This window comes from Streptomyces sp. NBC_00209, from assembly GCF_045206345.1.
Taxonomy (GTDB): domain Bacteria; phylum Actinomycetota; class Actinomycetes; order Streptomycetales; family Streptomycetaceae; genus Streptomyces.
On record NZ_CP108121.1, the window covers coordinates 6,667,857 to 6,681,237 of the forward strand.

General features: G+C 72.6%; 10 protein-coding genes. 6 read left to right on the forward strand and 4 right to left on the reverse strand.

Annotated elements, in window-relative coordinates; genetic code table 11:
- Positions 1 to 22: 22 nt before the first annotated feature.
- Positions 23 to 1,852, reverse strand: a complete 1,830-nt coding sequence (locus OG867_RS30170) for a serine hydrolase (protein WP_406290173.1) — start codon at positions 1,850 to 1,852, stop codon at positions 23 to 25.
- Between the two features lie 176 nt (positions 1,853 to 2,028).
- Between OG867_RS30170 and OG867_RS30175 the strand changes: the two genes are divergently transcribed.
- Positions 2,029 to 3,528: an acyl-CoA synthetase gene (locus tag OG867_RS30175; RefSeq protein WP_406290175.1), complete on the forward strand. Its 1,500-nt coding sequence runs from the start codon at positions 2,029 to 2,031 to the stop codon at positions 3,526 to 3,528.
- Between the two features lie 17 nt (positions 3,529 to 3,545).
- Here OG867_RS30175 and OG867_RS30180 read toward each other — a convergent pair whose 3' ends face one another.
- Together OG867_RS30180 and paaK are read right to left on the reverse strand one after the other, a co-directional pair.
- The gene (locus tag OG867_RS30180) at positions 3,546 to 4,334 is read right to left on the reverse strand and encodes an SAM-dependent methyltransferase (protein ID WP_328898785.1); all 789 of its coding nucleotides are present in this window, start codon (positions 4,332 to 4,334) and stop codon (positions 3,546 to 3,548) included.
- 102 nt (positions 4,335 to 4,436) lie between these two features.
- Positions 4,437 to 5,720 (reverse strand): phenylacetate--CoA ligase PaaK, encoded by a 1,284-nt coding sequence (gene paaK, locus OG867_RS30185; RefSeq protein WP_406290177.1) that lies wholly within the window; start codon positions 5,718 to 5,720, stop codon positions 4,437 to 4,439.
- Between the two features lie 168 nt (positions 5,721 to 5,888).
- On the opposite strand from paaK, the gene OG867_RS30190 reads away from it, so the two are divergent.
- Positions 5,889 to 7,409: an alpha/beta fold hydrolase gene (locus tag OG867_RS30190; protein ID WP_406290179.1), complete on the forward strand. Its 1,521-nt coding sequence runs from the start codon at positions 5,889 to 5,891 to the stop codon at positions 7,407 to 7,409.
- A 19-nt stretch (positions 7,410 to 7,428) separates the two neighbouring features.
- Here the strand turns inward: OG867_RS30190 and OG867_RS30195 are convergent, their stop codons facing one another.
- A complete protein-coding gene (locus OG867_RS30195; protein ID WP_328898782.1) occupies positions 7,429 to 9,057 on the reverse strand; it encodes an FAD-dependent monooxygenase in 1,629 nt (542 codons plus the stop codon).
- Positions 9,058 to 9,252: 195 nt separating this feature from the next.
- On the opposite strand from OG867_RS30195, the gene OG867_RS30200 reads away from it, so the two are divergent.
- The 4 genes from OG867_RS30200 to OG867_RS30215 all read left to right on the forward strand — a co-directional run bounded on the left by OG867_RS30200 (position 9,253) and on the right by OG867_RS30215 (position 13,376).
- Complete coding sequence (locus OG867_RS30200; protein ID WP_406290181.1) at positions 9,253 to 10,374, forward strand: SchA/CurD-like domain-containing protein; 1,122 nt, start codon at positions 9,253 to 9,255, stop codon at positions 10,372 to 10,374.
- 73 nt (positions 10,375 to 10,447) lie between these two features.
- Positions 10,448 to 10,882 carry a cupin domain-containing protein gene (locus OG867_RS30205; protein ID WP_328898780.1) on the forward strand — a complete coding sequence of 145 codons (435 nt, stop codon included), beginning with the start codon at positions 10,448 to 10,450 and terminating at the stop codon, positions 10,880 to 10,882.
- Entirely contained in the window at positions 10,879 to 12,138 is a 1,260-nt protein-coding gene (locus tag OG867_RS30210) for a beta-ketoacyl-[acyl-carrier-protein] synthase family protein (RefSeq protein WP_328898779.1), read from the forward strand. The genes OG867_RS30205 and OG867_RS30210 overlap by 4 nt, the downstream gene beginning before the upstream one ends.
- On the forward strand, positions 12,138 to 13,376 hold the full coding sequence (locus tag OG867_RS30215) for a beta-ketoacyl synthase N-terminal-like domain-containing protein (RefSeq protein ID WP_328898778.1): 1,239 nt from the start codon (positions 12,138 to 12,140) through the stop codon (positions 13,374 to 13,376). The genes OG867_RS30210 and OG867_RS30215 overlap by 1 nt, the downstream gene beginning before the upstream one ends.
- The last annotated feature ends 5 nt before the right edge of the window (positions 13,377 to 13,381 follow it).

Genomic DNA, 13,381 nt, shown 5'->3' on the forward strand with positions numbered 1-13,381 from the left:
GCCCCGCGTTCCGGGGGGCCGGTCAGTCGGCCGAGGCGGCCCAGCCCTCCGCCGCGATCCGCCGGGCGTCCGACGGCCGGCCCTCGTCGAAGACCGTACGGCCGCCGTCCGCGACCCTGATGGCGTCCACGTACACGCCCCGGCCCGCGTACAGCTGATCCGTGGTGTAGCGCCACCTGAGCAGGACTCCGGCGCCGCGCACCCCGGCGAGGCCGGCGTCCAGGCGGTGCCAGACCCGGCCCGACCAGCCGGAGAGCGAGCCGTCCGGGTGCTCCTCGGGGCGGGGGTGCCCGCCCTGCCCGGTCGGGGTCGTGGTGAACGGGACCTGCTGCCAGGTGGCGCCGGCGTCCGTCGAAGCCTCCAGGTACAGGAAGTCCGACGCCGGTTCGGTGTCCCACCACAGCGCGCAGCTCAGCCGGGCCCGCGAGGAGGCGAGCGGCAGCGAGGGAAGCGCCAGGGTGGCCGTGGACGCGCTCGCCATCCCGGAGAACCAGGCGGTACGGCCCCGGGCCGGGCGGACCGCGACGGCCCGGGCCAGCTGGTTGGCGGTGGCCACCCGCGGCGCGCTGCCGGACCGCCAGTTGCGCACCGGGTGCACCGAGTTGCCCAGCACGATCAGGAACGAGTCCGTGCTCGGGTCCAGGACCAGGCTGGTCCCGGTGAAGCCGGTGTGCCCCGCCGTCCGGGGCGTGGCCATGGCGCCCATGTACCAGTGCTGGTAGAGCTCGAAGCCCAGCCCGTGCGCGTCACCGGGGAACGCCGTGTTGAAGTCGGTGAACAGCAGGTCGACCGATTCCTCCGACAGGATGCGGGCCCGTCCGTAGACCCCGCCGTTGAGCAGGGTGCGCGCCAGGATGGCGAGGTCCCAGGCGCAGGAGAACACCCCGGCGTGCCCGGCGACCCCGTCCAGGCTGAACGCGTTCTCGTCGTGCACCTCGCCCCAGACCAGGCCGCGGTCGAGTCCGGACCAGGGGAGCCGGGCGTCCTCGGTCGCGGCGATCTTCGGCTTCCAGGAGGCGGGCGGGTTGTAGCGGGTACGCCGCATCCCGAGCGGGGCGGTGATCCGCTCGCGCAGCAGGACGTCCAGGGTCCGCCCGGTCAGCTTCTCCAGGACGAGTTGGAGCGAGATCAGGTTGAGGTCGGAGTAGAGGTAGACCGTGCCCGGCGGGTTGGCCGGGACCTCGTTCCACATCAGCTCCAGCTTCTCTTCCCGGGTCGGCGCCTTGTACAACGCGATCGTGGCCCGGAACCCGGAGGTGTGGGTCAGCAGCTGACGGATCGTGATGTCCTTCTTGCCGCCGCCGGCGAACTCGGGCAGATAGGAGGCGACCGTCGCCTCCAGCTCCAGCGTGCCGCGCTCGATCTGCTGCACCGCCAGGAGCGAGGTGAACAGCTTCGAGATGGACGCCAGGTCGAAGACGGTGTCCTCGGCCATGGCGATCTGCTGGCCCTCGGGGAACTCCACCCCGGTGTCGGTCGTCTCGTCGTACGCCGAGTAGCGCACCGCCTTGCCGATCGGATGGTGCAGCGCCACCGTGCCGCCCCGGCCCGCGAGCAGCACCGCGCCCGCGTACCACGGGTGCTTCGGCGAGGCGTCCAGATAGCGTTCCGCCTCGGTGACCAGCTGGTCGAGCGGTTCCTGCAACAGTCCGGCACGGGCGGCGGAACCACGTTGCAAGGTTGGCTTGGCGCCCCGGCCCGCGTGCATCTCCGACGCCCCTGCCCCCGACTCCGCGGCAGACGCCGTGCCCGCGAACGGGATCGGCGCCAGGGCGAGTGCTCCGCCCAGGGCCAGCATCCCACCACCGAGCCTCCGTCGGCTGATCTCCCCGGCCACCGTGTCCTCCGTCATGCACAACTCCTTGCCACCGTCTGAAAGTAACTTTCGAAATCTCTTACGGGCATGAAACTTCTTGCCGAGCAGAGAGTACTGTCAGGACCCGCCGTGCCGTAGGGGCGGGAGGTGTAAAGAATCTGATGTCGCGTCAGGACCTTGACCCCGGGGTCCCGGCCGCACAGGATCACGCCATGACCGGTGTACGCAGCAGCACAGTCGACGGCGTTCTGACCCGCAGCGCACGGCGCACCCCCGCACGGACCGCCTTGCGGTACGCCGGCCGGGTCTGGACCTACCGCGAGCTGGACGAGGCCGTCAGCACCGCGGCCGCCGCCCTCACCGAGGGCCACGCGCTGCGCCCCGGCGACCGGGTCGCCGCCTACGCCCACAACTCGGACGCGTATCTGATCGCCTTCCTCGCCTGCGCCCGGGCCGGGCTCGTCCATGTGCCCGTCAACCAGAACCTCACCGGCGACGACCTGGCCTACATCCTGCGCCAGTCCGCCAGCTCCCTGGTCCTCACCGACCCGGCCCTCGCGGACCGTATCCCCGAGGGCTTCGCCGTACGGGCGCTGCGCGACGACGAGGGGTCGCTGCTGGCCGGGCTGGGCACCCCGCGCCCGTTCACCCCCGCGCGCGAACCGGCCGCCGACGACCTGGTCCAGCTGCTGTACACCTCCGGGACCACCGCGCTCCCCAAGGGCGCGATGATGACGCACGGCGCCCTCGTCCACGAGTACGTCAGCGCGATCACCGCGCTCGACCTGCGCGCCGGGGACCGGCCCGTCCACGCGCTGCCGCTCTATCACTCGGCGCAGATGCACGTGTTCCTGCTGCCCTACCTCGCGGTGGGCGCCGAGAACACGGTCCTGGACGCACCGGACGCGGCCCGGATCTTCGACCTGGTCGAGTCGGGGCAGGCCGACAGCCTCTTCGCCCCGCCCACCGTCTGGATCGGCCTCGCCAACCATCCCGACTTCGCGGCCCGTGACCTCGGCGGCCTGCGCAAGGCGTACTACGGGGCGTCGGTCATGCCCGTCCCCGTGCTGGAACGTCTCCGCGACCGGCTGCCCGGACTGGCCTTCTACAACTGCTTCGGGCAGAGCGAGATCGGCCCGCTGGCCGCCGTGCTCGGACCGGACGAGCACGAGGGCCGGATGGACTCGTGCGGCAGGCCCGTCCTCTTCGTGGAGGCCCGGGTCGTGGACGAGCACGGCAAGGAGGTCCCCGACGGCACCGCGGGCGAGGTGGTCTACCGTTCGCCCCAGCTGTGCACCGGCTACTGGGACAAGCCGGAGGAGAGCGCGGAGGCGTTCCGTGACGGCTGGTTCCACTCCGGCGACCTCGCGGTCCGGGACACGGACGGCTACTTCACGGTGGTCGACCGGGTGAAGGACGTCATCAACTCCGGCGGGGTCCTCGTCGCCTCCCGGCAGGTCGAGGACGCCCTCTACACCCACCCCGCCGTCGCCGAGGCCGCCGTCGTCGGGCTGCCCGACGCGCGCTGGATCGAGGCCGTCACCGCCGTCGTCGTCCTCAAGGGCGAGGCCACCGAGGACGAGCTCATCGCGCACGCCCGCGAACGGCTCGCCCACTTCAAGGCGCCGAAGCGGGTCGTGTTCACGGACGCCCTCCCGCGCAACGCCAGCGGAAAGATCCTCAAGCGGGAACTGCGCGACCGCCTCGCCTGACGGCGCCCTGGCGCGTCTTACCGCACGCGGCCGACCCCCGTGTAGATGGTGTCGGTGGCCTCCCGCCGCTCCGGCGCGGGCGTGCCGTTGTACCACCGCGGCGCGGGCACCAGGCCCGGGTCGACCATGTCGAGCCCGTCGAAGAAGCGGGCCACCTCCGCACGGCCGCGGGGCTGAAGCGTGATACCGCTCGACCGGTAGCGGCCGAGCGCCTCCTCGTCGACGACGAGGAAGTCCACAGTGAAGTGGGAGAGCGCCAGGCAGCTGCCCGGGGGCAGAGCGTCCACCAGGGTGCCCGTGATGCCGTACGGGTCGTCCTCGTCGGCCATGAAGTGCATGAGGGCGATCATCGACAGCGCCACCGGCCGGTCGAAGTCCAGCACCGTACGGGCGTGGGCGAGGATCTTCTCCGGGTCGCGCACATCGGCTTCCAGGTAGTCCGTGGCTCCCTCGGAGGTGCTGACGAGCAGCGCCTCCGCGTGCCGCAGGACGATCGGGTCGTTGTCCGTGTAGACGATCCGGGCCGCCGGGTTCACCTCCTGGACGATCTGGTGGAGGTTCGGCCGGGTCGGGATGCCGGTCCCGATGTCCAGGAACTGGTCGATGCCGGCCCGCGCCGCCCAGCCGGCCGACCGGTGCATGAAGGCCCGGTTCTGCCCGACCCCCACCTTCGCCAGCTCCGGCATCTGCTCGCCGAGCGCCTGGTCGACCGGGTAGTGGTCCTTACCGCCGAGGAGGTAGTCGTAGACACGGGCCGGGTGCGGCCTGCTGGTGTCGACCGGTGTGCCGGACGGGCCTGCCGTCATGGTGTGCTCCCCAATCCCCTGGCGGGAGAACACGGGTCCCCCTGCGGACGACGGTCATTCCGGCCCATCCTGCCACAGCAACCCCTTTGGCCTGTGCGGAAGTTAAGGGCGTTCGTCCACGATCCGCCGGAACTTGCCCACCGACCGTTCCAGCGTCTCCGGGTCCACGATCTCGACGCCCACCGACACCCCGATCCCGTCCTTGACCGCCGCCGTGACCGACACGGCGGCCGCCGCCCGCTGCTCCGGCGTCGCCCCGGTCCTGGCCTCCGCCCGCACCGTCAGCACATCGAGCCGGCCCTCCCGGGTCAGCCGCAGCTGGAAGTGCGGCGACACCCCGGGCGTGCGGAGCACGATCTCCTCGATCTGCGTCGGGAAGAGATTCACCCCGCGCAGGATCACCAGGTCGTCGCTGCGCCCGGTGACCTTCTCCATCCGCCGGAACACCCTGGCCGTACCGGGCAGCAGCCGGGTCAGGTCACGCGTCCGGTACCGGATGACCGGCATGGCCTCCTTGGTCAGCGAGGTGAACACCAGCTCGCCCCGCTCCCCGTCGGGCAGCACCTCGCCGGTGAGCGGGTCGACCACCTCCGGATAGAAGTGGTCCTCCCAGATGTGCAGCCCGTCCTTCGTCTCCACGCACTCCTGGGCCACGCCCGGGCCCATCACCTCGGACAGGCCGTAGATGTCGACCGCGTCGATCGCGAACCGCTCCTCGATCTCCCGCCGCATCTCCTCGGTCCACGGCTCCGCCCCGAAGATCCCCGCCCTCAGCGAGGTCGCGCGCGGATCGACGCCCTGCCGCTCGAACTCGTCCAGGATCGTCAGCATGTACGAGGGCGTCACCATGATGATGTCGGGCCGGAAATCCTGGATCAGCTGGACCTGGCGGGCCGTCATGCCACCGGATGCCGGAATCACCGTGCAGCCCAGCCGCTCCGCCCCGTAATGCGCCCCGAGGCCACCGGTGAACAGCCCGTAGCCGTACGCCACATGGATCTTGTGCCCCGGCCTCCCGCCCGCCGCCCTGATGGAGCGGGCGACCACGTCGGCCCACGTCTCCAGGTCCTTCCCGGTGTAGCCGACGACGGTCGGGCGGCCCGTCGTGCCGCTGGAGGCGTGGACCCGGCGCACCTGGTCCTCGGGGACCGCGAACATCCCGAACGGGTAGTTGTCCCGCAGGTCCGCCTTGGTGGTGAAGGGGAAGCGGGCCAGGTCGGCGAGCGAGCCGCAGTCCTCCGGCTTCAGCCCGGCCCGGTCGAACGCGGCCCGGTAGTGCGCGACGTTCTCGTAGGCGTGGCGCAGCGTGGCCCGCAGCCGTTCGAGCTGAAGCGCCTCCAGCTCGGCGCGGCTCATCCGTTCCGCCGTGTCCAGCAGAGCCGTCATGTCGGGCCTCCCTCGTCCGTGCGCGCCGAGCGGGCGACCGATCATTCGGTCGCTTCCTCCGGGAGCAGTAATTCAGGATCCTGCACCCCCTGGCAAGAGGGGTGACCGGCGAATACGCCGGTACCGAACACGGCTGCGTCACCCGGACGGCCCTGTTTGGATGGGGGCATGCCGACCTTCCACACGTACGACGGAACCGAGCTCGCCTATCACCTCGTGGGGGAGGGGACACCGCTGATCTGCCTGCCCGGCGGTGCCATGCGGGCGAGCGACTACCTCGGCACCCTCGGCGGGCTCGCGGACCGCCGGCAGCTGGTCCTCCTCGATCTCCGGGGCACCGGCGACTCCGCCGCCCCCGACGACCCCGCCACGTACCGCTGCGACCGGCAGACCGAGGACGTCGAGGCCCTGCGCGCCCACCTCGGCCTCGAACGCGTCGACCTCCTCGCCCACTCCGCGGCCGGCGAACTCGCCGCGCTCTACGCCGCCCGCCACCCGCACCGGCTGCGCAACCTGGTCCTCGTCACCCCCACCACCCTCGCCGCCGGCCTCCCCGCCCCGGTGCGCGAGTCCCGCGAGGCGGCCGTCCTGCGCGCCTCGGAACCGTGGTACGAGGACGCGCTCGCCGCCCTGGAAGAGGTCTGGGCCGGCCGGATGACCGACGAACTCCGCTCCAGGACAAGGCCGTTCCTGTACGGGCGCTGGGACGCCGCCGCCCAGGAGCACGGCGCGGCCTCGCCCGCGCAGATCAACGCCGAGGCCGCCGCGCGGTACGCCGGGGAGGGCGCCTTCGACCCGGCCGCGACGGTCCCCGTCCTGCGTACACTGGCGGCACCGGTCCTCGTCCTGGCGGGGGAGTACGACACCCTCGTCACGCCCGACCGGGCCGCCGGACTGGCCGCGCTCTTCCCGCACGCGGAGTTCGCCGTGCAGCGCGGCGCCGCGCACTTCCCGTGGATCGACGACGCGGGCGCGTTCACCCGGACCGTCGAGGCGTTCCTCGATCCGGAGGTGCACAGCGTCCGGGCCGGCGGGACGCGGCTCGCGTACCGGGTGTGGGGCGACCAGGCCGCGCCGCCGGTCGTCCTGGCCCACGGCCGGTGCGGCAACAGCGGCGACTGGGCCGTCATCGCCGCCCGGCTCGCCGCCACCCACCGGGTGTACGCCTTCGACTTCCGGGGCCACGGGCTCAGCGACTGGCCCGGCCGCTACAGCTTCGAGCTGTTCCGCGACGACCTGCACGGCTTCCTGGAGGCCCGCAACCTCGCCGGCGCCACCGTCGTCGGGCATTCCATGGGCGGGGCCGCCGCCTGGCTGCTCGCCGAGCGGCACCCCGCGCTGATCGGCCGCCTCGTCATCGAGGAGGCGCCGCCGCTCATCCCGCTCGACCCGCCTCGCCCCATGCCCCAACGGCCCGACGAGGAACCGGACTTCGACTGGCCGCTCGTGCCCGCCGTCGACGCCCAGCTCAACGACCCCGACCCGGCAGGGCGCGAACTCCTCGGTGAGATCACCGCCCCCACCCTCGTCATCGGCGGGGGCCCCCGGAGCCAGATCGCCCAGGAGGACCTGGCCCGGATGGCCCGCGCGATCCCCGGCGCGGAGTTCGTCACCATCGACGCGGGCCATCTCGTACACACCGAACGACCGGAGGAATTCCTCACCGCCCTCCGGTCGTTCGGCATCTGATCACTGACCTGGCATTACGTCAGTCACGGTGCAGGAGCGTCGCCAGGACGTCGTGCAGCGTCGCCTCGGCGTCCTCGGAGCCCGACTCCGTACGCCAGGCGACGAAGCCGTCGGGGCGCACCAGGACCGCGCCCTCCCGGCCCGTCCCGTGTGCCTCGGCCCAGTCCGCCCCGTCCTCCGGCTCCAGCTCGGCGCCCGCACCGATGCCGAACGCGTCGAGCCGCACCCCCAGCCGGTCGGCCACCCGGGCCGCGGCCCGCCGCCACACCGTGTCCGCACCGTCCGTCAGCAGCACGAACGCGCGCTCGTACAGATCCAGGGTCGAGATCCGCTCCCCGGCCCGGCGCACCCACAGGTGGGGCGCCCGGCTGCCCGGCTCACCCGTCAGCCGCATCCCCTCCGGGACCACTGGCGCGTCCGGCGCCACACCCAGCACCGCGCCCGCCGTGTACCGGTAGCCCAGCGCCACGTTCAGCATCCCGCCCCGCTTCCCGCCGCCCACCGAGGGCGGGGGAGCGTAGCCCGGGTGGCTGTGCTCCTCGGACCGCGCCGACGCGCGCTCACCGGTCGCCCGGGCCACCGGCAGCCGCTCCTGCCCGTACGTCTCCAGCAGCCCCCGGCCCGCCTCGCCCCGCAGCACCGCCGCCAGCTTCCACGCCAGGTTGTGCGCGTCCTGGATGCCGGTGTTCGAGCCGAAAGCCCCGGTCGGCGACATCTCGTGCGCCGAGTCACCGGCCAGGAACACCCGTCCCCGCGCGTACCGTTCGGCCACCCGCTCCGCCGCGTGCCACGGCGCCTTGCCGGTGATCTCCACGTCGATGTCGGGCGCGCCGACGGCGGTACGGATGTGGCGGGCGCACCGCTCGTCCGTGAAGTCCTCCAGCGTCTCGCCCCGCTCCGGCTGCCACGGGGCGTGGAACACCCACTCGCGCTCGTTGTCCACCGGCAGCAGCGCGCCCTCCGCCTCCGGGTTCGTCAGGTAGCACACGATGAAGCGCCGCTCGCCCAGCACCTCCGCCAGCCCGCGCGACCGGAAGGTGACGCTCACGTTGTGGAACAGGTCGCCGGTCCCCGACTGGCCGATGCGCAGCTGCTCACGGACCGGGCTGCGCGGCCCGTCCGCCGCGATCAGGTAGTCCGCCCGCACCGTCGTGTGCTCACCGGTCTCCCGGTTCTTCAGGGTCGCCGTGACCCCCGAGGCGTCCGGGTCGAACGACATCATCTCCGTGGAGAAGCGCAGGTCACCGCCCTGCTCCCGGGCCCGCTCCAGCAGGACCGGCTCCAGGTCGTTCTGGCTGCACAGGCACCAGCCCGTCGGGCTGAACCGGGCCAGCGCCCCGCCCGGGTCGATCTCCTTGAACAGCCACTCCTGGTCCTCGCCGGTCAGCGAGCCCGCCTGGAGGATGCCGTGGTTGTCCGCCAGCACCGAAGCGGCCGCCCGGATCTCCTGCTCGACACCCGCACGGCGGAACACCTCCATCGTGCGGACGTTGTTGCCCCGGCCGCGCGGATGCGTCGACGTGGCGGCGTGCTTCTCGACCAGCAGGTGCTCGACGCCGAGCCGGCCGAGGAAAAGGGACGCGGACAGACCCACCAGCGAACCGCCCACGATGAGGACCGGTACATGGAGGTCGACGTTCTCGTTCATCAGTTGCTCCCGCTCCGACGCCGTACAGATGCTCTGTCCATGCCCGGGCCGGAGCCGGGTCGGAGCCCTTCGGACGCCTGCTCACCTGAACGGTTCATAAATCTCGCGTCGGGCGGACCAGCGTTTCACGATCGGTCACGGAGACGGCCGGGTCTCCCAGCATCGCTGCCTCCCACCGTCGAAGGAGTTCGCCAGATGACCACCACCCTCTCGGAACGGATCTCACAGTCCGCCTTCGACGGATCCCGGCTGCGCGTCGTGCTGCTGCTGGACCTGCACGACGGCGCCCAGAAGCAGTTCCTGGAGGCGTACGAGCACATGCGCAACCAGGTCGCGTCCATCCCCGGTCACATCAGCGACCAACTGTGCCAGTCCATCGAGAACCCCTCGCAGTGGCTGATCACCAGCGAGTGGGAGAGCGCCCCGCCCTTCCTCGCCTGGGTGAACAGCGAGGAGCACGTGGCGACCGTGCAGCCCCTGCACAGCTGCGTACGCGACACCAGGTCGCTGCGGTTCAGCGTGCTGCGCGAGACCGGCAAGGGCTTCGAGGCCGTCCCCGACCCGGTCAAGGGCAGCCTCCAGACCTCGCCGCGCCTCGGTGACGGCGTCGTGCGCCACGCACTCACCTTCACCGTGAGGCCCGGCACCGAGGACATCGTCGCGAAGCTCCTCGCCGACTACGAGTCCCCCCGCTCCCGCGTGGACGACCACACCCGGCTGCGCCGCACCTCGCTCTTCATGCACGGCAACCGCGTGGTGCGCGCCGTCGAGGTCGAGGGCGAGCTGATGGCCGCGCTGCGGCACGTCTCCCGCCAGCCCGAGATCCGCGCCGTCGAGGAGGCCATCAACCCCTACCTCGAACAGGACCGGGACCTCGCCGACCCCGACTCCGCCCGGATGTTCTTCACCCGCGCGGCGCTGCCCACCGTGCACCACGTCTCGGCCGGCCGCCACGCCCCCGAGAGCCTGCGCCGGCACGCCGTGTTCTACCAGGCCAAGGAGGGCTGCGGCATGGCCCTGGCCCGCCTCCTGGCCGGCCACGACGAGGAGGCCGCCGACGACACCGGCAGCCCCATCGACAGCAGCACCATCTTCCAGCGCGACGACGTCGTCGTACGCCTCCTGGAAGCGGACGGCCCGCTCGACGCGCAGCCCGCGCAGGCCCTCGGCATCCACGGCCCCGGCAAGGCGGCCCGCCTGGCCCGCCTCCTCGACGGCGAGGCGAACACCGTCCCCGCCACCGACGAGGACGCCGCGCGTTTCCTCGCCCGGTCCGAGATGCGGCTGATCACCGACCGGCGCGCCGCGGATTCCTGAACCGCGCTCCGGCCCCCGGGCCCTCGCCCGACCCGTCACCCCACGCGCCCTGCGCTCAGGAGGAGAAGCAGAGATGACCACCCACCGGCCACGCATCGTGGACCTCAGTGAGACCCAGCCCAACACCAGGCGCGGAGGCGACCTGCGCGCCCTGCTCACCCCCACCGCGGTGGGCGCCACCAGCGGCTTCATGGGCCTCGCCCTCGTCGACCCCGGCGACCGCATCGGCGAGCACTACCACCCGTACTCCGAGGAGTTCGTGTACGTCGTGCAGGGGCACCTGGAGGTCGACCTGGACGGGGAGACGCACACCATGCGCCCCGACCAGGGCCTGCTGATCCCCCCGCACGTCCGGCACCGCTTCCGCAACGTCGGCGACACCGAGGCCCGGATGGTCTTCCACCTCGGCCCGCTCGCCCCCCGCCCCGAACTCGGCCACGTCGACACCGAGGTGACCGAGACCGCCGAGCGGAGTGCCCCGCCAGAACGAACCGAGGCCGCCTCATGACCCGGCGCGTGGCGGTCACCGGGGTCGGCGTCGTCGCCCCGGGCGGCATCGGGGCCCCGGCCTTCTGGGACCTGCTCTCCAACGGCCGCACCGCGACCCGGGGCATCACCCTCTTCGACCCGGCGGGCTTCCGCTCCCGGATCGCCGCCGAGTGCGACTTCGACCCGGCCGCCCACGGACTGGACGACGAGGACACCGCCCGCGCGGACCGCTATGTGCAGTTCGCGATGGTCGCCGCCCGGGAGGCGCTGGCCGACGCCGGTCTGGACCCGGAGCGCACCGACCCCTGGCGGATGGGCGTCTCCCTCGGCACCGCGGTCGGCGGAACCACCCGCCTGGAGCACGACTACGTCGCCGTCAGCGAGAAGGGCGCGCGCTGGGACGTGGACCACCGCCGGGCCGGCGCCCATCTGGAACGCGCCTTCTCGCCCAGTTCGCTGGCCTCCGCCGTCGCCGAACAGGTCGGCGCCCACGGCCCCGTGCAGACCGTCTCCACCGGCTGCACCTCGGGCCTGGACGCCATCGGCTACGCCTTCCACTCCATCGAGGAGGGCCGGGTCGACGTCTGCATAGCCGGAGCGTCGGACTCGCCGATCACCCCGATCACCGTGGCCTGCTTCGACGCGATCAAGGCGACCTCCCCCAACAACGACGATCCGGAACACGCCTCCCGCCCCTTCGACGCACGCCGCGACGGCTTCGTCATGGGCGAGGGCGGAGCCGTACTCGTCCTGGAGGAACTCGAACACGCCCGGGCCCGCGGGGCGACGGTGTACTGCGAGATCGCCGGGTACGCCACCTTCGGCAACGCGTACCACATGACCGGGCTCACCCCCGAGGGGCTGGAGATGGCCGAGGCCATCAACCGGGCGCTCGGCCACGGCCGCATCTCCCCGCAGGACATCGACTACGTCAACGCGCACGGCTCGGGCACCAAGCAGAACGACCGGCACGAGACCGCCGCCGTCAAGCGGGCCCTCGGCGCGCACGCCCACCAGGTGCCGATGAGCTCCATCAAGTCGATGGTGGGCCACTCCCTCGGCGCGATCGGGGCGATCGAGATCGCCGCCTGCGTCCTGGCCCTGGTCAACCAGACGGTGCCGCCGACGGCCAACTACGAGTCCCCGGACCCGGAGTGCGACCTCGACTACGTGCCGCGCACCGCCCGCCCCCTGAAGCTGCGCAGTGTCCTCTCGGTCGGCAGCGGCTTCGGCGGCTTCCAGTCCGCGGTGGCCCTGACCCGAGGGAGGACATGATGAGCACCCGAAAGGCCCGGCGCACCGTTGTCACCGGCATCGGCGTCGTCGCCCCCAACGGCACCAGCACCGAAGCCTTCTGGAAGCGCACCCAGGAAGGCATGAGCGTCCTGGACCGGGTCACCCGCGAAGGGTGCGAGGACCTGCCGCTGCACATCGCCGGCGAGGTCCGCGGCTTCGACCCGGTCGCGCTCATCGAGGAGCGCTACCTCGTCCAGACCGACCGGTTCACGCACTTCGCGATGGCCGCCGCCGACATGGCGCTGGACGACGCCCGGCTCGGCCGCGCCGACTACGAGGACCGGCCGTTCGGCGTCGGTGTGGTCACCGCGGCCGGCTCCGGCGGCGGCGAGTTCGGCCAGCGCGAACTGCAACGGCTGTGGGGCCAGGGCTCCACGTATGTCGGCCCCTACCAGTCGATCGCCTGGTTCTACGCGGCGAGCACCGGCCAGATCTCCATCCGCGGCGGCTTCAAGGGCCCGTGCGCGGTGGTGGCCAGCGACGAGGCGGGCGGCCTCGACGCGCTCGCGCACGCCGACCGCTCCGTGCGGCGCGGCACCGACGCGGTCGTGGTCGGCGCCGCGGAGGCCCCGCTCGCGCCGTACTCCGTGGTCTGCCAGCTGGGCTACCGCGACCTGAGCGCAGTCGAGGACCCGACGCGCGCCTACCGCCCCTTCACCTCGGACGCCTGCGGTTTCGTGCCCGCCGAGGGCGGCGCGATGTTCGTGGTCGAGGAGGAGGAGTCGGCCCGCGAGCGCGGCGCCCGGGTCCGGGCGGAGATCGCGGGCCACGCCGCCACCTTCACCACGGCCGCCCACTGGGAGGAGTCCCGCGAGGGCCTCGCCCACGCCATCGAGGGCGCGCTGCGGGAAGCCGGCTGCGCCCCCGACGAGGTCGACGTCGTCTTCGCGGACGCGCTCGGCTCGCCGGCCGCCGACCGGGCCGAGGCGCTGGCCCTGGCCGACGCGCTCGGCCCGCACAGCCGGCGCGTCCCGGTGACCGCTCCCAAGACCGGCATCGGCCGGGCCTACTGCGGGGGTCCGGTGCTGGACGCGGCGGCGGCCGTCCTGGCCATGGAGAACGGCCTCGTCCCGCCCACGCCCAACGTCTTCGAGGTCTGCCACGACCTCGACGTCGTCACCGAACGGGCCCGCCCCGCCGAACTGCGCACCGCGCTCGTGCTCAGCCGCGGCCTCATGGGCTCGAACGCGGCCCTGGTGCTCCGGCGCCCCGCGTGAGCCCG